25 protein-coding genes, 1 tRNA gene and 1 riboswitch are annotated in these 23611 nt (G+C 27.0%); of the genes, 21 read left to right on the top strand and 5 right to left on the bottom strand.

Annotated features, from left to right (window positions below; genetic code table 11):
• Positions 1–210 precede the first annotated feature (210 nt).
• The 12 genes from NG901_RS03345 to NG901_RS03290 all read left to right on the top strand — a co-directional run bounded on the left by NG901_RS03345 (position 211) and on the right by NG901_RS03290 (position 9864).
• On the top strand, positions 211–1374 hold the full coding sequence (locus NG901_RS03345; protein WP_252212327.1) for a 1-propanol dehydrogenase PduQ: 1164 nt from the start codon (positions 211–213) through the stop codon (positions 1372–1374).
• A 355-nt stretch (positions 1375–1729) separates the two neighbouring features.
• The gene (pduB, locus tag NG901_RS03340) at positions 1730–2548 is read left to right on the top strand and encodes a propanediol utilization microcompartment protein PduB (RefSeq protein WP_252212326.1); all 819 of its coding nucleotides are present in this window, start codon (positions 1730–1732) and stop codon (positions 2546–2548) included.
• Positions 2549–2611: 63 nt separating this feature from the next.
• Positions 2612–3112: a BMC domain-containing protein gene (locus NG901_RS17085; RefSeq protein WP_353847532.1), complete on the top strand. Its 501-nt coding sequence runs from the start codon at positions 2612–2614 to the stop codon at positions 3110–3112.
• Between the two features lie 12 nt (positions 3113–3124).
• The gene (pduA, locus tag NG901_RS03330) at positions 3125–3406 is read left to right on the top strand and encodes a BMC domain-containing protein (protein ID WP_222629469.1); all 282 of its coding nucleotides are present in this window, start codon (positions 3125–3127) and stop codon (positions 3404–3406) included.
• A gap of 101 nt (positions 3407–3507) precedes the next feature.
• Positions 3508–3789 carry a BMC domain-containing protein gene (pduA, locus tag NG901_RS03325; protein ID WP_222629467.1) on the top strand — a complete coding sequence of 94 codons (282 nt, stop codon included), beginning with the start codon at positions 3508–3510 and terminating at the stop codon, positions 3787–3789.
• Positions 3790–3814: 25 nt separating this feature from the next.
• Positions 3815–4471 (top strand): phosphate propanoyltransferase, encoded by a 657-nt coding sequence (locus NG901_RS03320; RefSeq protein ID WP_252212325.1) that lies wholly within the window; start codon positions 3815–3817, stop codon positions 4469–4471.
• Between the two features lie 2 nt (positions 4472–4473).
• Complete coding sequence (gene eutJ, locus NG901_RS03315; RefSeq protein WP_252212324.1) at positions 4474–5295, top strand: ethanolamine utilization protein EutJ; 822 nt, start codon at positions 4474–4476, stop codon at positions 5293–5295.
• Positions 5296–5347: 52 nt separating this feature from the next.
• Positions 5348–6154, top strand: a complete 807-nt coding sequence (locus NG901_RS03310; RefSeq protein ID WP_252212426.1) for a flavoprotein — start codon at positions 5348–5350, stop codon at positions 6152–6154.
• A 9-nt stretch (positions 6155–6163) separates the two neighbouring features.
• The gene (locus tag NG901_RS03305; protein ID WP_252212323.1) at positions 6164–6436 is read left to right on the top strand and encodes a EutN/CcmL family microcompartment protein; all 273 of its coding nucleotides are present in this window, start codon (positions 6164–6166) and stop codon (positions 6434–6436) included.
• 18 nt (positions 6437–6454) lie between these two features.
• A complete protein-coding gene (locus tag NG901_RS03300) occupies positions 6455–7948 on the top strand; it encodes an aldehyde dehydrogenase family protein (RefSeq protein WP_252212322.1) in 1494 nt (497 codons plus the stop codon).
• Between the two features lie 17 nt (positions 7949–7965).
• Positions 7966–9291 carry a 4Fe-4S dicluster domain-containing protein gene (locus NG901_RS03295; RefSeq protein ID WP_252212321.1) on the top strand — a complete coding sequence of 442 codons (1326 nt, stop codon included), beginning with the start codon at positions 7966–7968 and terminating at the stop codon, positions 9289–9291.
• 24 nt (positions 9292–9315) lie between these two features.
• Positions 9316–9864, top strand: a complete 549-nt coding sequence (locus tag NG901_RS03290) for a BMC domain-containing protein (RefSeq protein WP_252212320.1) — start codon at positions 9316–9318, stop codon at positions 9862–9864.
• A gap of 89 nt (positions 9865–9953) precedes the next feature.
• On the opposite strand, the gene NG901_RS03285 is transcribed toward NG901_RS03290, so the two are convergent.
• Positions 9954–11153, bottom strand: coding sequence for a DHHA1 domain-containing protein (locus tag NG901_RS03285; protein WP_252212319.1), 1200 nt, complete (start codon positions 11151–11153; stop codon positions 9954–9956).
• Between the two features lie 138 nt (positions 11154–11291).
• On the opposite strand from NG901_RS03285, the gene NG901_RS03280 reads away from it, so the two are divergent.
• The gene (locus NG901_RS03280; protein WP_252212318.1) at positions 11292–11816 is read left to right on the top strand and encodes a putative ABC transporter permease; all 525 of its coding nucleotides are present in this window, start codon (positions 11292–11294) and stop codon (positions 11814–11816) included.
• Positions 11817–12021: 205 nt separating this feature from the next.
• Here NG901_RS03280 and NG901_RS03275 read toward each other — a convergent pair whose 3' ends face one another.
• On the bottom strand, positions 12022–12177 hold the full coding sequence (locus NG901_RS03275; protein ID WP_252212317.1) for a hypothetical protein: 156 nt from the start codon (positions 12175–12177) through the stop codon (positions 12022–12024).
• Between the two features lie 307 nt (positions 12178–12484).
• Here NG901_RS03275 and NG901_RS03270 point away from each other — a divergent pair, with 307 nt between their 5' ends.
• The 5 genes from NG901_RS03270 to NG901_RS03250 all read left to right on the top strand — a co-directional run bounded on the left by NG901_RS03270 (position 12485) and on the right by NG901_RS03250 (position 19944).
• Positions 12485–12757, top strand: coding sequence for a metal-sensitive transcriptional regulator (locus NG901_RS03270; RefSeq protein ID WP_252212316.1), 273 nt, complete (start codon positions 12485–12487; stop codon positions 12755–12757).
• Between the two features lie 540 nt (positions 12758–13297).
• Entirely contained in the window at positions 13298–14005 is a 708-nt protein-coding gene (locus tag NG901_RS03265; RefSeq protein WP_252212315.1) for a response regulator transcription factor, read from the top strand.
• Positions 13989–16175, top strand: a complete 2187-nt coding sequence (locus tag NG901_RS03260) for a sensor histidine kinase (RefSeq protein WP_252212314.1) — start codon at positions 13989–13991, stop codon at positions 16173–16175. The genes NG901_RS03265 and NG901_RS03260 overlap by 17 nt, the downstream gene beginning before the upstream one ends.
• Before the next feature lie 500 nt (positions 16176–16675).
• A riboswitch (SAM riboswitch) is annotated at positions 16676–16827 on the top strand.
• Positions 16828–17003: 176 nt separating this feature from the next.
• Entirely contained in the window at positions 17004–18311 is a 1308-nt protein-coding gene (locus NG901_RS03255; RefSeq protein ID WP_252212313.1) for a Na+/H+ antiporter NhaC family protein, read from the top strand.
• Positions 18312–18498: 187 nt separating this feature from the next.
• Complete coding sequence (locus NG901_RS03250; protein ID WP_252212312.1) at positions 18499–19944, top strand: lipase family alpha/beta hydrolase; 1446 nt, start codon at positions 18499–18501, stop codon at positions 19942–19944.
• A gap of 52 nt (positions 19945–19996) precedes the next feature.
• On the opposite strand, the gene NG901_RS03245 is transcribed toward NG901_RS03250, so the two are convergent.
• Positions 19997–20593, bottom strand: coding sequence for a CHAP domain-containing protein (locus NG901_RS03245; protein ID WP_252212311.1), 597 nt, complete (start codon positions 20591–20593; stop codon positions 19997–19999).
• A gap of 258 nt (positions 20594–20851) precedes the next feature.
• Here NG901_RS03245 and NG901_RS03240 point away from each other — a divergent pair, with 258 nt between their 5' ends.
• Positions 20852–21094, top strand: a complete 243-nt coding sequence (locus NG901_RS03240; RefSeq protein ID WP_252212310.1) for a hypothetical protein — start codon at positions 20852–20854, stop codon at positions 21092–21094.
• 57 nt (positions 21095–21151) lie between these two features.
• Here the strand turns inward: NG901_RS03240 and NG901_RS03235 are convergent.
• Positions 21152–21226: transfer RNA gene (locus NG901_RS03235), tRNA-Cys, on the bottom strand.
• A gap of 302 nt (positions 21227–21528) precedes the next feature.
• Between NG901_RS03235 and NG901_RS03230 the strand changes: the two genes are divergently transcribed.
• Positions 21529–22041 carry an AAA family ATPase gene (locus NG901_RS03230; protein ID WP_252212309.1) on the top strand — a complete coding sequence of 171 codons (513 nt, stop codon included), beginning with the start codon at positions 21529–21531 and terminating at the stop codon, positions 22039–22041.
• A 274-nt stretch (positions 22042–22315) separates the two neighbouring features.
• Positions 22316–23077: a YdcF family protein gene (locus tag NG901_RS03225; protein ID WP_252212308.1), complete on the top strand. Its 762-nt coding sequence runs from the start codon at positions 22316–22318 to the stop codon at positions 23075–23077.
• Between the two features lie 88 nt (positions 23078–23165).
• On the opposite strand, the gene NG901_RS03220 is transcribed toward NG901_RS03225, so the two are convergent.
• Positions 23166–23528, bottom strand: a complete 363-nt coding sequence (locus NG901_RS03220; protein ID WP_252212307.1) for a YccF domain-containing protein — start codon at positions 23526–23528, stop codon at positions 23166–23168.
• Positions 23529–23611 lie beyond the last annotated feature (83 nt).

Genomic DNA, 23611 nt, shown 5'->3' with positions numbered 1-23611 from the left:
TTATAATTAATTAAACATAGAAAAAAGTACCATAACAAGTATATTTATAAGAGAAAAATATGTATAAATCAAGTGATTTAAAAATATTTTTCAATTTTATAAAAAATTACTTGAAATTTATGTTTAATATGGTAAAATCAAATTAATTAGGAATGTTATTAAATTAACAAGCTGTATATTCTCCAAAAATAAAATGGAGGTATTAAGGAGATGAAAAGTTTTAAGGTTCCAGCGCAAATATTGTATGAAGATAATGCTGTGCAACATTTAAGAGATCTTAAGTCAAAAGGAATATTTATAGTTACTGATAAAGTTATGTCCAAGCTTGGTGTAATCGATCCAGTAACAAGTATATTAAAAGAAAATGGAATAAATTATGAAGTATTTACAGAGGTAGAACCTGAACCAACAATGGAAGTAGTTACCCATGGATTTAAAAAATTTTTAGATTATGGTGCAGATACTATAATTGCTATAGGTGGAGGATCTGTAATTGATGCTTCAAAAGCTATGATTTATTTTTTAGATGTACTAAAGCAAAAATTGCCTTCTTCAAATCAAGAAAAACCATATTTTATAGCGATTCCTACTACAAGTGGAACTGGATCAGAAGTAACATCGTATGCAGTTATAACTGATGCATCAACACATACTAAAATACCACTAAAAAGTGATATTATGTACGCAGATGTTGCATTGTTAGATTGGAATTTTACAAAAAGTGTTCCACCTACAGTAACTGCTGATACAGCATTAGATGTATTAACTCATGCTCTTGAAGCATATGTATCAATAGGGGCATCAGAGTATACTGATGCATTAGCAAAAGAAGCAATTTCCACAATATTTGATTATGCAGAAAAAGCATTTAAAAATGGAATAGATCAAGAAGCAAGAATGAAAATTCATAATGCATCTTGTATGGCTGGAATAGCATTTGAAAATGCTGGACTTGGAATAAATCACAGTCTAGCTCATGCATTAGGTGCAACTTTTGGAATAACCCATGGTAGATCTAACGCAGTTCTTTTACCGTATGTTGTAGAATACAATTCATCATTATTTGATGAAAATGATTGCTATGATTTTAAGGCTGCTAAGAGATATACAGAGATAGCTAGGTTATTAGGATTACCACATACTGATTTTAAAGAAGGTGTAGTAATGTTTGGGAAAGCTTTAAAAGCTTTATTGCAATCTGTAAATATACCAATAAGAATAAAAGATTTTGGAATTGATGAAAGTTCATTTAAAGAAGCTTTGGATTCAATGTGTGGTAGAGCGATGCAGGATATTTGTACTGGCGGAAATCCAAGAACTGTTGATGAAAAAGGTTTAAGAGATGTTTTAATTAAAGCTTATAATGGAAATTAAAAAGGCATAATTTTTTTTGAAAATACTTGTTAAATAATTAACAGCAAAAAAGTAATTACAATGCCATGTTAATTATCACAGAGTATTAATTAATAAAATCTGTATGCTATAGTTGATTATTGTTATAAAAAGTATAAATAAATATACGATTATAACAAAATAGGTATTTTTCAAAAAAAATTATATAGAAAATTTTAAAAGCATTTGTAATTTTTTTAACAAAGTTTTGAATGTTTAATGTAAATATTAAATTATACAAATAAAGAGAATTTGATTAGCTGTTAATTTACAGTAATTCCTAGTTTAATAAAATATATATAACTTAAAATATTAAATTCATAGGAGGAGATTGATTGTGCAGGAGCAATTAATGAGAAATATTATATCTGAAGTTTTGAAAAATGTAGAAAATACAATTGATACGAATGAAAATAAAGAAGAATTAAAAAATATACAAAATTTTCAGAATAATAAGATTAGTTTTGAAAATGATATTCCTGAGTTTGTTGGAAGTGCAATTGGAGATACAGTAGGTCTTGTTATAGCCAATGTAAATGAATTACTACTTAATAAGATGAATGTTTCTAAAAAATATAGATCTATTGGAATAATAGGAGCACGTACTGGTGCAAGTGCACAGATAATTTCTGCTGATGAGGCTGTAAAAGGAACTAATTCAGAAATAATAAAAGTTGAACTTGCAAGAGATACAAAAGGTAATGCGGGTCATGGAGTATTAATAGTTTTTGGAGCAGATGATGTGTCAGATGTAAGACAAGCTGTAGAAATTACTCTAAATGATTTAAATAGAACATTTGGTAATCTATACATTAATGAATGTGGACATCTAGAAATTCAATATACCCCAAGAGCTAGTTACGCTTGCAATAAGGCTTTTAATGCACCTATAGGAACAGCATTTGGAGTTATAGTAGGAGCTCCAGCAGCAATAGGACTTCTAATGGCAGATAGTGCTTTAAAAGCATCAAATGTTGATATAATAGATCACTGGTCACCAGCTTATAAAACTAGTTATAGCAATGAATGTGTAACAACAATTTATGGTGATTCAGAAGCCGTTAAACAAGCTTTAATTACAGCAAGAGAATTAGGTACAAATATTTTATCTAAAATAGGAAGTACACCTACTTCACAAAGTACTCCTTACATTTAATTTTAGAATTTATTATTTTAAATTTGTATATAGCTTATTTTTAAATAAAAATTATTTAAGGGGGTGGTTAAACTGGAGAGCTTTGCTTTAGGACTTATTGAAACAATTGGTCTTGTAGCTGGAATAGAAGCAGCTGATACTGCTGTGAAATCATCTAATGTAGAGGTCATAGGATATGAAAATTCAAAAGGTGGAACAGTTGTAGTTAAAATAAAGGGTGATGTTGGTGCTGTAAAAGCTGCAATTCAATCTGCATCTGCTTCAGCGGCTTTAGTTAATAAAGTAGTGTCTACATCTATTATACCTAGACCTAACTCTGAATTAAAAAATATTATATTTGCTAAGAACAAAGCTACTACATCCTTAGAAAGTAAAAAAAAAGTTAATAAAGTAGAAAATGAACATAAATCTAATGAGGAAATAAAAAGATTAAGTGATAAAGAAGATATTAAGACAGTCGAAGAAAAAAATATAATATGCAATTTATGTATGGACCCAATGTGTTCAAGAAAAAAAGGAGAACCTAGAATTTCTTGTATACATTTTAATGAAATAAAGAAATAAGAGGAGGATATTATTATGCATGATGCATTAGGAATGGTAGAAACAAAGGGATTAATAGGGGCTATAGAGGCAGCAGATGCTATGGTTAAAAGTGCTAACGTAATATTAGTAGGATATGAAAAAATAGGATCAGGACTAGTAACTGTAATGGTAAGAGGAGATGTGGGAGCTGTTAAAGCAGCAACAGATGCAGGAGCAGCAGCAGCACAAAAAGTAGGAGAAGTAGTATCAATACACGTAATTCCAAGACCACATATGGATACTGAAAAATTAATACCAAAAGTTGAAAATTAATAACTAAGATTAAGTTAAATAATATTATTAAGGAATTTGTTTTAAAAAATATGTTCTGAATATTTGGAATATTGTTAATGATTGATTTTAAGGAGGATATTATTATGAAAGATGCATTAGGAATGGTAGAAACAAAGGGTTTAATAGGAGCTATAGAAGCAGCAGATGCTATGGTTAAAAGTGCTAATGTAACATTAGTAGGATATGAAAAAATAGGATCAGGACTAGTAACTGTAATGGTAAGAGGAGATGTGGGAGCTGTTAAAGCAGCAACAGATGCAGGAGCAGCAGCGGCACAAAAAGTAGGAGAAGTAGTATCAATACATGTAATTCCAAGACCACATATAGATACTGAAAAAATATTACCACAGTCTAATCTTTAATATAAGAAAGGGGTAGAAATTTCATATGGTTCAAGTAGATATAGAAAAAATAATATTAACTGTTACAAAAGCAGTTATAGAAGAATTGAATAAGTATAATGAAAGTTTAATACCCGTAGGAATATCTAATAAGCATATTCATCTTGGATTAAGGGAACTTGAAGGCTTATTTGGAGAAAATTATAAACCTAATATAAAAAAAGAGTTGAGACAGCCAGGACAATATGCATATGATGAAACAGTTGAAGCTAGAGGTCCGAAAGGATATTTTGAAAGAATAAGAGTACTTGGACCATTGAGAGAATCTACTCAATTAGAAGTTTCAATATCAGATAAAATGAAATTAGGTATAAATGCACCTATAAGACAATCAGGAAAACTTAGTGGTACTCCAGGAATATTACTGAAGGGACCTAAAGGGGAAATAAAAATAGATCAGGGTGTAATAATTGCTGCGAGGCATATTCATTTATCTACAGACTTTGCAAAAAAATATGGATATAGAGATGGAGAGTTAGTAGATGTAACTAGTTATGGTCCAAGAAAAGTAACTTTTCACAATGTAATTATTAGGATTTCAGATGATTTTGTACCAGAAATGCATATTGATACGGATGAAGCTAATGCTTCAGGACTAAAAAATGGTGATAAGATAAGAATTACTAAAGTTGAAGGAGTTTAGCTATGGGGTTAGATGATGCAAACAAAGGGTTAGATATTTTTTATAATTTAATAAAAGAAGAAAAGTGCAATGAAGTTAGTAATAACTTAAAAGTTGGAGTAGATCTAGGTACAGCCAATATAGTTCTTTCAGTAGTTGACAAAAATAATAATCCAGTAGCTGGAGCATCATATCCAGCATCTGTTGTGAAAGATGGACTAGTTGTAGATTTTATTGGTGCTATAGAAATAGTAAAAAAGTTAAAAGCTAAAGTAGAGAAGGTTTTAGGTACAACTATAAGTTATGGATCAACAGCAATTCCACCTGGAACTTTAGAGGGAAATGTAAAAGCAATTGGAAATGTACTAGAAGCAGCTGATATAGAATTGGTTAGTATTATTGATGAACCAACTGCAGCAGCAGCAGTACTTGGAATAAAAGATGGAGCAGTTGTTGATGTTGGTGGTGGTACAACTGGAGTAAGTATTTTAAAAGATGGTAAAGTATTATATACAGCAGATGAACCAACAGGTGGTACTCATATGAGTTTAGTTTTATCGGGGAATTACAATATATCTTTTGAGGAAGCAGAAAAATTAAAAAAAGATTCTAAAAAAGAAAAAGATAATTTTATCCTTATCAAACCGGTTATAGAAAAGATGGCTTATATTGTAAAAAAACATTTACAAGGCTATGATGTAAATAAAATTTATGTTGTTGGTGGAGCGTGTAGTTTCAGTGAATTTACATCTGTTTTTGAAAAGATTATTGGTATAGAAACTATAAAACCAAACCATCCATTGCTAGTTACACCTCTAGGCATTGCTGTTAGTTGCATTAAGTGAGGTGATTAATTTGAACTTTGATGAGATTGTCCAAGTCGTTTTAAAAGAGGTGATGTCTCAACTGGAAAATAAATCATTTAGAACTAAAAAAGCTGTGGTTTTTTTTACAGGAAGTACAGTGGGATTAAAAGAGAGCATCACGGAATTGAAAAAATTAAAAACTCAAGGTATAAAATTAAAAGCAGTTTTATCAAAATATGCATCACAGATAATAGATCCAAATATTATAAATGAAATTTTTAATATGGAAGATATTTATATAGATGATTATTTAGAAGATAGTAACCATATATATGATGAAGAATTTGATTTATTAATAGGTGCAACGTTAAGTATAAATTCCTTATCCAAAGTAGCAAATGGAATAAGTGATACCATGCCGACTGCACTTATATCAAAGTGTATTTTAAATGGTACAAAAGTAATAATCTCTAAAGACAGTGTTGATTTTAGAGAATGTAATACAAGAAGAAATCCGTACAAAAATATTCCTGTTCCATATATGAATATGATTAAGGGATATTTAGATAGGTTAGAATCTTATGGAATAAAGTTAGTTGATTCAGATAATATATTTGATTCTATAATAAAAAACGATTTAAAAAAAGATAGTTTACCCAAAGTTAAATCTAAAATAGATGATAGTAATATAAATGAAATCGTATTAAGTAATTTTAAAAAGGACTTTAATGAAAATCATAAAGCTTTAGAATTCAAAATAAATAAAAAAGTAATTTCAAGTGAAGATATCTCTAATAATAGTGGGAATAAAAAAATTGTAATTTCAAGTAATTCTATAATTACAGCTCTTGCGAAAGATTTAGCAGAAGAGCTTGGAATACAAATTATAAAAAGGTAGGGCAAAAATATGTATTTAGCAAAAGTGGTTGGAGTAGTGGTTGCAACAACCAAAAGCGAAGGACTAGTAGGAAAGAAAATGCTTATTGTACAACCATTAACTCCAGAATATAATCCAGCAGGAAATATTGAAGTAGCTATAGATTCTGTAGGAGCAGGTAATGGTGAACTTGTATTAGTAGCAACTGGTTATGCAGCACATCAACAATTTAATGCTAAGGATGCACCTATAGATAGAGCTATTGTTGCTATAGTAGATAGCGTTGAAGTAAGTAAAGAATGAAATTAGGGGGAAAATAGAATGAATGATTTCAATATGATAGATATAGAAAGTATAGTTAAAAATATCGTTAAAGAGCTTACAGGGAATGAGAAAGAACAAGGGGTTATAACTACTGCCGCTGTCCCAAAAGAAGTAAATCCATTAGCAGATATTGAAAAGAAAATAATGGGATTTGTGAATACTCCTACAATGCCAATTGGTGAATATGGTGTATTTGAAGATATAAATGATGCTATAGAGCAAGCATGGATAGCAGAACAAGAATATAGAAAAGTTGGATTGGATAAAAGAACTGAAATAATTGAAGCATTTAAAGCAGAAGTGAGAAAAAATGTAGAAGAAATATCTCGTAGAACTTTTGAAGAAACTGGAATGGGTAGATATGAAGATAAAATACTTAAAAATAATCTTGCATTAGATAAAACTCCAGGGGTAGAAGACCTTGAAGCTGGGGTTAAAACTGGAGATGGTGGATTAACTCTTTATGAAATGTCACCATTTGGAGTTATAGGAGCAATTGCACCATCAACTAATCCAACTGAAACAATAATAAACAACGGAATATCAATGCTTGCAGGAGGTAATACAGTTGTATTTTCACCTCATCCAGGAGCAAAAGATGTTTCAGTATTTATAATACAACTTATTAATAAAGCAATAGAAAGAGTAAACGGACCTAAGAATCTTATAGTTACTGTTAGAAATCCAAATATTGAAAGTACTAATATAATGTTAGCTCATCCAAAAGTTAATATGATTTGTGCAACAGGTGGTCCAGGAATTGTTAAAGTAGCATTATCAAGTGGTAAAAAAGCAATAGGAGCTGGAGCTGGAAATCCACCAGTAGTTATTGATGAAACTGCTGATATTGAAAAAGCTGCAGTTGATATTATAGATGGCTGTAGTTTTGATAATAATTTACCATGTATCTGTGAAAAAGAAGTAATAGTAGTAGAGAAAGTTGCAGATTACTTAAAGACTTGTATGTCAAAATATTGTGCGTTAGAAATAACTGATAAAAATATGCTTGCACAATTAGAAAAACTTGTTTTAACAGAGAATGGAACTATAAATAAAAAATTTGTTGGAAAAAATGCTGACTATATAATGAGTAAGTTAGGAGTTAATATAGATCCAAGCATAAGAGTTATATTTGCTGAAGTTGAAGCAAATCATCCATTTGCAGTTGAAGAACTTATGATGCCAATTTTACCAGTTATAAGGGTTAGAAATGTAGATGAGGCTATAGACCTTGGTGTTGAGCTTGAACATGGAAATAGACATACTGCTATAATGCACTCAAAACACATAGATAATTTAAGTAAATTTGCTAAAGCAGTACAAACAACTATATTTGTTAAAAATGCTCCATCATATGCAGGAATTGGATATGGTGCAGAAGGACATGGAACATTTACTATTGCAGGCCCAACTGGAGAAGGTTTAACATCTGCAAGAACATTTACAAGAAAAAGAAGATGTGTAATGGTAGATAATTTCTCTATTAAATAGAATTGGAGATGAGATTAGTGGAAAAAAACTTTTTAGATTTAATAAAAGATGGTGGATTAATTGGTGCTGGTGGCGCTGGATTTCCAACTCATGTAAAATTAAATGCAAAAGTTGAATATGTTATTGTTAATGGTGCTGAATGTGAACCACTTCTGAAAGTAGATCAACAATTGATGGCAGAAAAATCTTCTGAACTTTTATATGCATTAAACAAAATAGTAGAGCAAACAGAAGCAACTAAAGGGGTTATTGCTTTAAAGGGTAAATATAAGTCAGCAATGAAAAATTTAAATGAAAAATTAGGAGAATATCCGAAACTAGAATTATTCGAACTTGGAAATTTTTATCCAGCAGGAGATGAACAAATTACTGTTTATGAAGTAACTAAAAGAGTTGTTCCAGAAGGTGGGATTCCTTTAAGTGTTGGGGTTATAGTTATTAACGTTGAAACATTATTAAATGTATATAATGCTTTAGAAGGAAAACCAGTTACTGAAAAATTTTTAACTATTACAGGTGAAGTTAAAAATCCTATTACTGTTAAAGTTCCCATTGGAATATCAGTAAGACAAGCTCTTGAATTAGCAGGTGGAACATTGATTGATGAGTTTGAAATCATTGATGGTGGTCCTATGATGGGTAAATTAATAGAAGATATTAATAGACCTATAAAGAAAAATACTAAAGGATTAATAGTTATACCTAAGAGTCACAATATAGTTGTTTCAAAGAAAAGAAACATACAATCTATGTTAAAACAAGCAAGAGCAGCATGTTGCCATTGTTCAATGTGTACTGAGGTATGTCCAAGACATTTATTAGGACATAAGTTAGAACCAGATAAGATGATGAGAATTGCAAGTTATGGTGGAACTTGCAGTAAAGAAATTTTACCAACAGCTTCATTTTTATGCAGTGAATGTGGACTTTGCGAACAAGTTTGTGTAATGGGACTTCAACCTTGGAAGTTAAATAGTTTCTTTAAAGGTGAATTAGCTAAAAATGGCATTAAAAATCCTAATCATAATGCTCCAGAAAAAGCAGATGATTTTAGAGAATATAGAAAATTCCCAGTTCATAAGCTTAAGCAAAGATTAAATATAGAAAAATACGATGCTGAAGCACCACTTCAAAATGAGGAATATGATTTTTCAGAAGTTGTAATCTTAAGATCTCAACATATAGGAGCTAAAGCAGAACCAATAGTTAATATTGGGGATGTAGTTAAAAAGGGTGATCTTATAGGAGATATACCTAATGATAAATTAGGTGCAAAGATTCATGCAAGTATAGATGGAGTTATAAAAGAAATAAATGATGATAGCATTGTTATAAGTAGATAGGATAACTAGAAAGGAGAGAGTGAAATGAGAAGATCTATTGGATTACTAGAATTTAAAAGTATCGCAAAAGGAATTCAAGCAGCCGATGAAATGGTTAAATCCGCTAATGTAGAAATTATCTTAGCAACTCCAATGTGTCCAGGTAAATATATAGTAATATTAGCAGGAGATGTAGGAGATGTCACAAATGCTGTAGGTGTTGGTAAGGAAGTAGGACTTAGCTATCTTATAAGCGAATATACAATAGCTAGTGTACATGAAAAAGTATTTCCAGCAATAACAGCAACTTGTGATTTTGATAACATTTCATCTATTGGTGTTATTGAAACAATGTCAGCTGTTGCTTCCGTAATTGCAGGTGATACAGCACTAAAGGCAGCTAATGTAGAACTATTAGAGATAAGAATAGCAAGAGGTCTTGGCGGAAAAGGATACGTTATCCTTACAGGAGAAGTATCGGCTGTTAAAGCAGCAATAGAAGCAGCAGAAGCTAAGCTTGAAGAGGGAGGAGATATTATAGGAACTGTAGTATTACCTTCACCAAGCAAAGAATTAGTTCAAACATTATTATAGTAATATATTTAAAATGTTTAATATATTAGAATAAAAAATCAACCTTTAGAGTACTAGAGATTTCGGTTGATTTTTTATTATTTAGGAATTTATATTATTAAATTAAGCTTATTAAAAGCATAGTCTAAGGTATTTTCTAAGTTTAATAAATTCTTACCAGCACCTTGTGCAAGGGTTTGATTTCCACCGCCACGTCCATCTATAAGAACTATTGCATCTTTTAATAATTCACCCATATTAACATTTTTTATATTTTTAGAACATGAAAATATAAGGTTTATTTTATCATCATTTACTAGTGCAATTAGAGCAATTTTATTATCTTTTTCTGTTATTTGTGAAACAATTGTATTAACAAATTTTAAGGTTTTATTATTATATACATATTTAATAATGTTTATATTATTAATTTGAGCTGAGTTTTCTATAATTTCTTTAATTTCATAATTTGAAAGTTCAATACTCATATTTTTATTTTCATTCAGTACATTTTTTAATTCTAAGTTTAAATTTTCTATTCCATTTAAAGCTTCTTTTTCATTGCAATTTAAGTATTTACACATAGAATTTGCAAATGAATCTTTTTCTAAAGAATCACTTACAGCCTTTGATCCGGTTATAAATTCAATTCTTGATCCTTTTTTATGTTTTTCATATTTTTTTATTTTTATAAGTCTTAAATCTAATGTTGATTTAGGGTGAACACCACAACAAGCATTAAGGTCTAAATCATCAATTTTAACAATACGTATTTGTTCATTAGTATCTGGAAGATCTCTTCTAAGTTTCATATTTTTAAGCTCTCTTTTAGTTGGAGTTAGAAATTCTACATCTAAGGATTTTTCAATAATATCATTAGCATATTTTTCACAGGAACGTACCTGTTCTTCTGTAAGTATAGAATTAAAGTCAATGGTACTAAATTCATTTCCATGATGAACTGCAATTGTATTTATATTAAAAAGCTTAAAGAAGCATGCAGATAGTACATGTTGAGCTAAATGATGATTCATTCCATCTAATCGTCTTAACCAATCTATTGAACATTTAACATTATGTATTCTCGAAGGTTTTCTATCTAGTACATGATAAATTAAATTATCTTTTTCATAGATATTTAACACTTCAATTTCATCGATTTTGCCTAAATCATGTTTTTGTCCTCCTCCCCCTGGGAAAAATGCAGTTTTATTTAAAACTATATGAAACTCATTACCTACTTCTTTGACCTCGTCTATTTCAGCAGTGAATTTCTTTAAATATTGATCTTCGTAGTAAAGTTTTTGCATAAGATATTCTCCTTGTATTAACTTATATTTTATATAACTATAAGAACATTATAACAAGTAATTGCAAAAAATCATTTAATTAATAAATAAATATATTGAGTTATGTAAATATTAACCTTAAGGAAGGTGATAAACTCAATGAATTTAATTAATTATACATTATTTAATTTTATTGTTTATTCTTTTATAGGATGGATTATTGAAGAAGTATATTGTTTTTGCATAACTGGAAAATTTAAAGAGGATGGTTTTCTAATAGGTCCATTTAAACCTATGTATGGAATAACTGTAAGCATTCTTATAATATTAAAGAATTATTTTTCTGATTATACAACATTAATGTTAATGTTTTGCTTTTTTACACCATCTACAATAGAATACATAAGTGGATATTTATTAAAGGAAATTTTTAATAAAGTTTATTGGAGCTACTCTAATTTAAAGTATAATTTTAAGGGATTAGTTAGCTTAAAATTCTCTATAACTTGGACTTTAATGACACTTTTAGGATTAAAATATATAGAGCCAAATTTTCTTAATATCTTTATAAGAAGTGAAGTAATGTTTGTAAAGTTAACTATATTTTTATTTATTTATTTACTAGTAGATTTTTATATAACAGTACATAACTTATTAAAAATAAATCATATGAGTAAAATATAAATTTTAATATAGTTTTATAGAGAAGTGTAAGATGATGAGAGATATATATAGGAATTTACGCTTAATTCTTTTTGTAATTTGAAAGATAAAGTACGAAAGTATATAAATATTAAAATATACTTACATAAAAACCAAGAGCTTTAAAAATATTAATGTAAATTCCTATAAGTTATATGTGTATTAAAATTCTATTAGAAGAAAATTATTAAAATCCTCTTTTTTTAGCTTCAATACCACTTTCATTTAAAGCTGGTTCTTCTATAGTGGTGTTAAAACTACTTTTAGCATATTGATTTTGAGATTTAGTCCCATTTCTTAAAAAGTTATCTTTATTAAAAGTTTTCTTATTATCATTTTTCAATGCAATCATCTCCTTACTATGTTATTACAGTTATAGTATTAACAAAATTATATAAAATTAAAGTGGTAATTATATGAACAACTTAATTAAAAAGTAATTTTAATCGTTAAAGATGAAGTAATGACTGAATTTAGGAATTATTACAATTGCAGGATTATTTATGGTAAGAAAATATTTGATAAATAAAAATATATCTAGTGAAATCAAAGACTAATATATAAGAAAGTATTCACTAGATATAATGTACAAAATATAATATAATAAAAAATATTTTATTATAATTTGTGAGCAATTAATAGGAGGTAATTTGAACGAAGATAATTTTAATAAAAAAGACCTAGTAATAAAGAAACTATATAAAATCTTAGGACATGCTAGAATTTTAGAGAATATAAGTGTTCAGACTAATTCAAATGATGAGTTATCTAAAAAAATAACGGTTTTTAAAATAGCTTTAAATAATGCTAGCAAAATAATAGTACAATATTATATAAAGTATTGTATTGATGAAATAATAAAGGAATATGACAAAGGGGAACTTTTAAAGTTCAATAATTTAATAGATAAAGTTTTAAAGTGATTTTTAATATTACTTTTTAATATAGTGTAAATGCATAGTGTGTTATTTTTTACATACTATGCATTTTATTTTTATGCTATGTTCTAAATATGTGTTGATATTTTAATATCAGTCCACGAGATTTATACTACAATATCAACATAGTCTTAAAGCATTTTTTTATCTTTCTTTAGAAAATCTTTAGTTTTTACAGAATCTTCTCTTTATTTATTAAATATATAATTTAGTTATAAGTTGAAAGAGAGGTGTGCTTATGAATGATTAAAAGCAAAAAGATAAAAGCTAATTCTATATCTTATGTTATTATATAATTGCAATGATTTTTATTCTTTAGACCAATTATAAAAATCTTAAATTTTAAAATAAATTCTAGAATACCATATTTTAAAATTATAATTAGTATTCATAAAGAATAAAAATTAATCATATTGCCGCACCATTATTCCTGCACTGCGTTTGGAAAGGGTGCATGGCTAAAAAAAATCGACAGTTCTAAAGTCGCCTTGGCGATTTTGGTATGTAAAGGTGAGGGTTAATATTATGAAATTATATAATGTTTTAATAGTTGAAGATGAAAAAGAAATATGTGATGCAATTGCAATATATTTAAATAACCAAGGATACAATGTTTTTAAAGCTCATAATGGAATTGAAGGTCTAGATGTAATAAAAAATGAAATTATACATTTAGCTATAGTAGATATAATGATGCCTAAAATGGATGGAATTCAAATGACCATGAAACTTAGAGGTGAATTTGATTTTCCTGTCATAATGTTATCTGCTAAATCAGAAGAAATGGATAAAATAATGGGTCTTAATATTGGAGCTGATGATTATATTACTAAACCATTTAATCCTATGGAACTTCTAGCAAGAGTTAATTCTCAACTTAGAAGATATTCTAAGTATTTAAATGTTATAAATAATTTAGAAGAGAAAAATAATAATTTTATAATAGATGGTTTAGAATTAAATGCAGAAACTAAAGAGGTATTTGTAGATGAGGAGCCAGTAAAATTAACACCTATAGAATTTAAAATATTACACTTATTAATTAAAAATCCTGGTAGAGTGTTTTCAGCAGATGAAATATATGAAAAAGTATGGAATGAAAATGCAGTAAACACAGACACTGTAATGGTACACGTAAGGAATATAAGAGAGAAAATAGAAATTGACCCGAAAAATCCTAAGTATTTGAAGGTTGTGTGGGGAGTTGGATATAAAATTGAAAAGTATAAATAAGAGTCCGTATATTATAAATATAATAGCAATATTAATAGTAATAATGACGTCAATTGGAATAATAAGCTTTTATCCTACAATAGAAAAGGTATCTCAAAAAGCAGAACCTTCATCACCATATGAAGAGTATAATATGTTAAAAGAAATTTATGATAGTAGTTATGTTTTATATAAAGATCTTTTAGAAAAGGAACAAGATAAGAGTTTGAATTTTTCAGAAGTTTATATACAAGAGATAAACAACAATATAGATGAATATGGGGATGATGTACCTCAAAAGAACCATATAGACAATAAAGAAAAACTAGTTAATTCTCAACTTAGAAGCTTAGAAAGAAATTTATCAAGAAATTTAAAAAATCTTGAATATTTAGTTATCAATAAAAATGGAGATGTGACAAAAACTAATAGTGAAAACTCATTACAAGTATTTTTTTTAGAAAACAATACAGAAGAACTAGAAAAATTACAAGATACTTATGGATTTTATATAGTCTTGCAATTTGATGAAGAAGGAAATATTAAAGTGAATACTGTTTATGGTGCAGATGAATTTAATGTACGAAATAATCTTATAAATTTCGAATTTGAAAATTCACTTCATGTTTATGATGATAACGTTAAATTAAATAAAATAAAAGATACTACATTTGTTTATGCTATTCCTAAAGAATTAAAATACAATGATAGTATAAGCGAAATGATAGAAAGATCTAGCGTAAATATAAATAATGATGTAGTAGTATCAACAGTACTAATAATATTATCAACTATCTTAATAGTATCATTATTGATTCCTTATAAAATTGGAAAAGAAGTACTTGGAATTAAGTATATATTTAAAGTTCCATTTGAAGTTCTTGTATTTATATTTGGATGTGCAGCCATGATGTGTGGTATATCATCATGTGCAGCAATATTAAAAACTTTACAAGGAACGTTCGGAAATGGATTTGTTGGATTTGGAATAACACAAGAAACGGATTGGATGCTAAGGATAATTATAAATACGGTTTTATGGAGTGTAATAACTTTTGCAATATTAAGTGGAGCTATGTTCTTAAAGCATATATTTAAGACTGGATTTATTAAATACTTTAAAGAAAATTTACTTATTGCTAAAATATTCAGATTATCAAAAAAATGGGTAAACAATCTAGTCGATTATATGTCAAATATTGATTTAACGGATAAATCTAATAAATTTATTATTAAAATATTAGCTATAAATTTTGTTGCTCTTGTGATTATTTGCAGTATATGGTTTTTCGGAATCATGGCAGCACTTTTATATACAATAGTCTTGTTTATAATTTTAAGAAAATATTCGGATGATATTAAAGGTAAATATCAAATTCTACTTAATGCTACAAATAAGATTGCAGAGGGAAACTTAGATGTTGAAATAAACGAAGACTTAGGTCTTTTTAATAGCTTTAAGGATGAAATTAAAAAGATACAACAAGGCTTTAAAAAAGCAGTTGATGAAGAAGTAAAGAGCCAAAAGATGAAGACAGAACTTATTTCAAATGTATCACATGATTTAAAAACTCCACTTACATCTATAATAACTTATATTGACTTATTAAAAGATGAGAATATTAGTGAAGAGGATCGTAAATCATATATAGATACAATAGATAAAAAGTCACAAAGATTAAAATTTTTAATTGAAGATTTATTTGAAGTAAGTAAAGCAACAAGTGGGAATGTTCAATTAAATTTAGTTAAAGTTGATATAGTTGAACTTATGAGGCAAACACAAATAGAATTAAGTGATAAAATTAATAATTCTGGTTTAATATTAAAAAATAATTTTCCTGAAAATAAAATTATTTTAAATCTAGATAGTCAAAAAACATTTAGAATATTTGAAAATTTAATAAATAATATAGCTAAATATGCAATGAAAAATTCAAGAGTATATATAGATATTTTAGAAGAGGATGAATATATAGAAATACTATTGAAGAATATGTCAGAAGTAGAAATTGATTTTAATCCAAATGAGATAGTTGAAAGATTTGCTAGAGGAGATTCATCACGTAACACTGAAGGATCAGGTTTAGGTCTTGCAATTTCTAAAAGTTTTGTAGAGCTTCAAGGTGGAAGCTTCAGTATTGAAGTTGATGGAGATCTTTTTAAAGTAATAATTAAATTTAAAAGATAACTATTAATTAAAGAAATAATAAGTTGAGTAACAAAAAAGAATCTATTTTTATAGGTTCTTTTTTGTTACTCAAATATACTATAGAATTATTAGAGTTAAAAAATATATAGATAGATAAGCGAATAGAAAAAAGTTAATTAATAATTGAGGGCGGAGATGGTGAAGCTAATAAAAAGTTAAGTGATGTGATTTTATGGAATTTAATAAAATAACCTTAATATTATTATATAAAACGTTAGTGAAACATACCTTTAAAAAATACAACACAATAAAAATAACAAAAAAAATAAAATAATAAAAACACAAAATAAAATAAGGAAATATAAAAAACATTCTTTGTATTAAAATTAGAAATTGTTACAAATAGACAATATTTTTTGAAAGAAAGCTTATTAAATATAAAGATAATATATAAAATTGCAAAATAAATAATGTTTTTATTGATATTTAGTATTGACATGGGTTCGTTTTATTGTTAAAATTACATTTGAAAAAGAGAATACTTATCAAGAGTGGTGGAGGGACTGGCCCTATGAAGCCCAGCAACCTACTTTTAAGGTTTAATAAATGATATTGAAATCAATATGTAAAATTTACTTTAAAGGTGTGGTGCCAAATCCCGTTAGATAAGAAGTCTAATATAGTATGAGAATATTTAAAGCTTCACTATTGGGTGAAGCTTTTATTTTTTAATTCTTTAATAAATTATAAAATAAACTTAAAATATTTGTAAAAAATTAATTAAAGAATAAAAAGAATATATTTCCATAAATTGCCTAAGTATTTCTTTGACAAAAAGTTTGAAATGACAAAAGGAGGAAACATTTTATGAAGAAAAAAACAAGTATAGCATCATTATTACCACTATTAGTATTTCTAATAGTATATGTGGGGGTATCAGTACTTGCAGGTGATATGTATGCAGTATCTGTAATTATTCCATTTTCAGCAGCAGCAGTAACAGCTCTAGCTATGAATAAAGATAAAAACTTAAATGAAAAATTAGAAATATTTTGTAAAGGATCAGGAGATAATAATGTCATTCTAATGATATTAATATTTATATTAGCTGGAGCATTTGCTCAAGTAGCTAAAGATATGGGTGCAGTAGATTCAACTGTAAATTTAGGATTATCAATTTTACCAAGTAGCTTGTTAACTGTAGGCTTATTTTTAATAGCATGCTTTATAGCTCTTTCTGTAGGTACTTCAATGGGAACAATAGTAGCATTAGTACCAATAGCTGTTGGAATAGCAGATAAAACAGGAGTATTAGTTGCAATATCAGTTGGGGCAGTTGTTAGTGGTGCTATGTTTGGAGATAACTTATCAATAATTTCAGATACAACTATAGCAGCAACAAGAACACAAGGTTGTGAAATGAGAGATAAATTTAAAATGAACTTTAAGATAGTTCTTCCAGCGGCAATAATAACTACAATTGTATTTGGAATATTAACAAGAAATGCAGCTACAACAGGTATAGAAGAATTACAATACAGCTTAGTTAAAATAATTCCATACATTGCAGTAATAGCATCATCATTAATGGGATTAAATGTTGTGGTAGTTTTATTTGCAGGAATAATCATTGCTGCAGGAATTGGGTTTATTTATGGCAGCTTTGATGTTATTGGTTTATGTAGTTCAATATCTACTGGAATATCAGGAATGAGCGAGTTAATAATTATATCATTATTAATAGCAGGAACAATTGCATTAATTAAAGAAAACGGTGGAATAGAGTACATATTAAATAAAGGATTAAAGAAGTTTAAGAATAAGAGAAATGCTGAACTTGGAATAGCCACTTTAGTAAGCTTAGTAGATGTATGTACTGCTAACAATACTATAGCAATAGTTACAGTAGGTCCAATAGCTAAAAATATTTCAGATGAATTTGATTTAGAACCTAAAAGAGTTGCAGGAATAATGGATATGTTTTCTTGTGTTTTTCAAGGAATAATCCCATATGGAGCTCAATTAATTTCAGCAGCTGGTTTAGCTGCAATATCACCTTTTGCTATAATGAAATATTTGTTTTATCCTTATTTAATGGGAATATGCGCATTAATATCAATATTTATATACCATAGTAATAAGATGCAAAAATTAAGAGATAAGAAAGTAGCTTAGATTATTTAAATAATTAAAACAAGTAGATGATAAAAGAATCATTTACTTGTTTTATTTTTTAGTTGAAAGTTATTTTGATAATAATAATATGCTATAATTGACTTATAATGTATTTTATTTGAATAAAACTAAAAATTATAATGAATATGTATATTAAAAAAATATAAATTAAGGATGGATTTTGATAATGACAGGATTAACAATAACTTTTATTATAACAATAATATTAATTAGTGTTATATATTTACATATAAGGCGAAAAAATTCATTGTTAAGTAAAAGCTTTATTAGTATATATTTAATTTTTGCTCCACATATTGTTTTGATGGAGTATTTTTTTAGTACTCAAAGTAAAATTGGACAAGACAGTGGTATATATAAATGGATAATTTTAATTGAAATAGGTATTATCATTTTTTATATTTGGATTAAATTAAATACAGTAGTGAATATAAAAAAGGAAATAATAAGTGTTAGATTAAAAATAATGATAGGTGGACGAAGTCTTATACTTTATGGATTATATCTTATATTCGTCCAAAGTATAATATACATAACTGTATTTAAAATAATATTTAAAGAACATATACCTAATAATATTTTTATAATAGATAGTATTATTACTGGACTAAGTATTATTTTACTAATTGCAAATGGGATTCTACGAATTTTATGTACTTCAAGAAGATTAAACATTATAAAAAGATTTATAATTGCTTTTTGGATTTGGATTCCAATTATAAATATTTTCATAATGCTTTATGCTTGTCATATTGCGAGAATTGAGTATGACCATGAATGTTATAAAGTAATTAGAGATGATGCACGTATTGATTCCAATATATGTAAAACTAAATATCCACTTGTATTAGTTCATGGAGTTGGATTTAGAGATTTAAAGTATATTAATTATTGGGGAAGAATACCCAAAGAATTAATTCGTAATGGGGCTACAGTTTATTATGGAAATCAAGAAGCCTGGGGAACAATTATATATAATGCACAAGATATTAAAGATAAAATTCTCCAAATTATAATGGAAACAGGAGTTGAAAAAGTAAATATTATTGCCCACTCAAAAGGTGGACTAGATGCACGCTATATGGTTAGTAAATTAGATATGAAAGATTTTGTTGCATCATTAACAATGATTTCATCACCACATGGAGGATGTAAGTTTGTTGATATAGCTTGCAAAATACCAAATAGAATTTATAAATTCATTGCGAAATTATTTGATAAATATTATAGAATATTAGGTGATAAAAATCCAGATTTTTATACAGCAAGTAGACAATTTTCAACGTATCATAGTAAAAAATTTAATGAAGAAGTAAAAGATGTAGATAAAGTTTATTATCAAAGTTATGCAAGTGTAGTAAAAAATGTATTTAGTGATTATGTAGTGGCTATTCCATATATTTTAGTAAAGTTAACTGAAGGTGAAAATGATGGATTAGTGGCAATAGATTCTGCTAAATGGGGTGAATTTAAAGGTGTATTGAAAAGTAAGTATAGACGTGGAATTTCTCATGGAGATATTATAGATTTAAGACGAGATGACTACAAAGGATTCGATGTAATAGAAAAATATGTAGAGATAGTATCAGATCTTAAAAATAAAGGGTTTTAATTAAAAAAAGACAGTATATAATTTTGTTTTCACACAAAACTATATACTGTCTCTATTCTTTTCTTAACCATCCTGCTGGTTCTCTTTTGCCACCAACATAATATTTATTGCCTATGAAAGTTAGTTCAAATTTATCACGAGATTCTTGTCCCATATTTTGTTGAACCACTTCTATGTAATCATCACCTACTTCTGAAATTATTACTACATGTCCATAATTTGTATCTGTAAAAACTAAAAGATCATCTTTCATAGGTTTTTCATTATCACCATTTTTATATTGATATAATCCTCTTTTTTCATTTAATGCACCTTGTTCCAATTCCTGATCAAAAAAATCTTTTGCATTTCCATATACATCTGGCATTTTGTGGGCTTTTGCTTCATAAAAAAATCTCTTTATATATTCTACACATTGCCATTTATAGCCATAATAGTATCCATCATTACTATAGCTTTTACCATGATTTTTACCATAGTCACTACCATTATAATAGACATCAACACCTTCATATGTGTCTAAAATAAGCCCTATTCCATTTTTCTTATCTTCAATTTCTCTATAAATTTTAAGTGATGCAAAGAGGCCAATACTAACTATGATTAGTAGGGTAAAAATTATAATTAGATTACGATATAACTTTTTCATAATAAACTCCTTCTATGATAATATTTTAATTCTAATTTTATCTATTCATAAATTGTAAGTTTAAATTATTTATCAATCTAATTATTTTACCCTAAAACAGTAAATATAACAATATTATGGTTATATTTATATTGTATAATAATAGATACTATTTATATAAATTATATTTTACATCAAAAAAGCTATAAAGTTGAAGATGCAGTTATTACAAATATAGATTATTATACTAATGGAAAATCTGGATCATATCAAAGTAGTGTGGAATACAAGATAAAAAATCAATCATTAACAAGCAATATGAGAACTTCAATTGGAGATTATGTGGGAAAAGAAATTACTATTGGAGTAAATAAAGATAATTCATATAAAATACTTCCTGATAAATTTACTTTTCAAAGAAAGACAATTGTACATTCTATTTTTATAATAAGTATTATTATATATTCAATATACTTAATTGTTAATTTGTTTAGAAAAAGAAATAGTCGTATTAAGAGGTGAAAAATTAAAAAGCCAGTAAGCAAGGGCAGAAACCCCAAGTTTACTGGCTTTCTTTAGTGGAGGCACCACCCAGATTTGAACTGGGGAATAAAGGTTTTGCAGACCTCTGCCTTACCGCTTGGCTATAGTGCCATAGATTTTTATTTATCCATCTAATAATATATATGCAATATTTATTATTTTTGTGCTTTAAAATTCATACTTTTTAAATTATTTAGGTAGTAATGGTATTCTACTGCTTTCTTAATATAATGTATGATAAAAGTTATATAAAAAGAACAGAATTCATAATTAAGAATAAATGATGTAATAATATTTGTTATAAATTGATAGTTTGAGTAGAATTTCTATTTATATCAAAGTTATAAAGTTGAATTAATGTTAATTAGAGTATAAAATTATATTCACTAGAACATGTATTAATGAGGTAATAAATGATTAAAAAACTTATAATTGTTAACGGAACAATGGGAGTAGGGAAGAGTACTATATGTGAAAATCTTAATAAAGCTTTGCTTAATTCAGCATGGCTTGATGGAGATTGGTGTGCTATGATTAATCCTTTTATTCCTAGTGATGAAAATAAAAAAATTGTTATAAATAATATTACTCATATATTAAACAACTTTTTAGAAAGTTCATCAATTGAGTATGTAATATTTAATTGGCTTATTGAAAGTGATGAAATTATGGATTCAATACTAGATAATATAAATTTGAAGAGTTTTAAACTCTATAAAATAACATTGACTTGTGGAAAAGAAGAACTTTTAAAAAGAGTTGGTAGGGATATTTTATCTGGAAAAAGGGATAGAAATTCATTAAATAGGAGTTTAGAACGCTTGGCGTTGTATGATAAAATGGATACTTTAAAAATAGATACTACAAATAAAGAAACAAAAGCAATAATATATGAAATAATAAGTGAAATTTTAAATATTAGATAAACATCTATAGCATATTACATCATCACCTATACTAATTCTGTTATAACTTAAATTAACACTAGTTTTTAATGCTTAAATTTAAATATTTCTTGTATGCGAGAGTTTAATTTTTTTAATATACAACACATATTTATAATATTAAAAATAAAAACTTACATCAATTAATTAGATTATAAATATTCATAAACATAAGTTTAATATATTTGTAACTGTTAATATGTATTGAAATGATATAATAATACTATTATTTGTAAATTGGTGGAGGTGGTGTTGTATGAGGAATATTTATGACATTTTATTAGGTTGCATATTAATTATATATGTATGTATAGTTAATATTCTCAGTAGTTCAAAAATTGCATTTAGTTTACCTATTTTTATTTTAGGTATCATACTTGTTTTATATCATTTTATAAAACAAAAATTGGCTTTTAATAGATATTTCATGAAAATTAATAAAGTAATGAAATTTTTTATATGTATAGGGCTTGTATTGTTTCTTGCTGTAGAGATAGTAATAATCTCATGTCCAAAAAGCAATAAAGAAAACACTGATTATATAGTAGTATTAGGTGCAGGTTTAAATAATGGGAATCAACTTAGCTATATTTTAAAATCTAGACTAGATAGTGCTTTACAATGTATAAATGAATTTAATAATAATAGTTATATTGTTGTTTCTGGTGGTAAAGGGAATGATGAAAGAATTTCTGAAGCAGAAGCTATGAAAAGATATTTAGTAGAGCAAGGTATTTCTGAAGATAAAATATTAATGGAAGATCAGTCAAAAAATACATTCGAAAACTTTAAATATTCTAAAAAGCTAATTGAAGATCACAGCAAAAAAAGTATTGATAATTTAAGTGTTAAGATAGTTACAACTGATTTTCATGGATTTAGAAGTAAAATGCTAGCAAAGAGAAATGGATATAATGAAGTGAAATTATATACAAATAAAACCATATATTATCTTATACCAATATGCTATACTAGAGAAGCTTTTGCAGTAGTAAAGAGTTTTATATTTGATATATAATTACAATAAATTAAAAGAAGTTAGAAGTAAATAATGAAAATAGGACATGCATAAACGATATTACATTCGTTTATGCATGTCCTATTTCTTATACAATTTCTTTACCAAAAGGCATTAAAGATAATTTTGCTAGTTTTAATGATTGAACTGCAAAAGGTATTCCGACTATAGTAATACATAATAATAATGCACTTAAAAGGTTAGAAATACAAAGTCCTAATCCACCAAATATAATCCATAATATATTTAAAAGAAAGCTTATGCCACTAGAATCAGTTTCTACAACTTCTTTTCCAAAAGGCGCAAGTTGCAATCCTGCCATTTTAAAACATTGAAGACCAATAGGAATACCGATTATAGTTATGCACCAAAAGATTCCTGTGAAAAACCAACCAATTGCATTAACAAATCCTCCAAAAATAAACCAAATAATATTTCCTAAACAACTCATTAATAATACCTCAAATCTACTAATATTTTTTACTAATATATTATACTAGGATTTTAAAATTAAAGTGTAATAAATCATACTAT

Source organism: Clostridium sp. CMCC3677 (assembly GCF_023845585.1).
Lineage (GTDB): Bacteria > Bacillota > Clostridia > Clostridiales > Clostridiaceae > Clostridium > Clostridium aquiflavi.
This window is presented reverse-complemented; position numbering and strand designations above follow the sequence as displayed.

Bases quoted from the DNA above. Each gene is read 5' to 3' on its own strand.
- NG901_RS03245 (WP_252212311.1), bottom strand. From the start codon at position 20,593: ATGAAAAAGTTATATCGTAATCTAATTATAATTTTTACCCTACTAATC.
- NG901_RS03300 (WP_252212322.1), top strand. From the start codon at position 6,455: ATGAATGATTTCAATATGATAGATATAGAAAGTATAGTTAAAAATATC.
- NG901_RS03310 (WP_252212426.1), top strand. From the start codon at position 5,348: ATGTCTCAACTGGAAAATAAATCATTTAGAACTAAAAAAGCTGTGGTT.
- NG901_RS03225 (WP_252212308.1), top strand. From the start codon at position 22,316: ATGAGGAATATTTATGACATTTTATTAGGTTGCATATTAATTATATAT.
- NG901_RS03345 (WP_252212327.1), top strand. From the start codon at position 211: ATGAAAAGTTTTAAGGTTCCAGCGCAAATATTGTATGAAGATAATGCT.
- NG901_RS03285 (WP_252212319.1), bottom strand. From the start codon at position 11,153: ATGCAAAAACTTTACTACGAAGATCAATATTTAAAGAAATTCACTGCT.
- NG901_RS03280 (WP_252212318.1), top strand. From the start codon at position 11,292: ATGAATTTAATTAATTATACATTATTTAATTTTATTGTTTATTCTTTT.
- NG901_RS03230 (WP_252212309.1), top strand. From the start codon at position 21,529: ATGATTAAAAAACTTATAATTGTTAACGGAACAATGGGAGTAGGGAAG.
- NG901_RS03265 (WP_252212315.1), top strand. From the start codon at position 13,298: ATGAAATTATATAATGTTTTAATAGTTGAAGATGAAAAAGAAATATGT.
- NG901_RS03220 (WP_252212307.1), bottom strand. From the start codon at position 23,528: ATGAGTTGTTTAGGAAATATTATTTGGTTTATTTTTGGAGGATTTGTT.
- NG901_RS03255 (WP_252212313.1), top strand. From the start codon at position 17,004: ATGAAGAAAAAAACAAGTATAGCATCATTATTACCACTATTAGTATTT.
- NG901_RS03290 (WP_252212320.1), top strand. From the start codon at position 9,316: ATGAGAAGATCTATTGGATTACTAGAATTTAAAAGTATCGCAAAAGGA.
- NG901_RS03305 (WP_252212323.1), top strand. From the start codon at position 6,164: ATGTATTTAGCAAAAGTGGTTGGAGTAGTGGTTGCAACAACCAAAAGC.
- NG901_RS03320 (WP_252212325.1), top strand. From the start codon at position 3,815: ATGGTTCAAGTAGATATAGAAAAAATAATATTAACTGTTACAAAAGCA.
- eutJ (WP_252212324.1), top strand. From the start codon at position 4,474: ATGGGGTTAGATGATGCAAACAAAGGGTTAGATATTTTTTATAATTTA.
- NG901_RS03250 (WP_252212312.1), top strand. From the start codon at position 18,499: ATGACAGGATTAACAATAACTTTTATTATAACAATAATATTAATTAGT.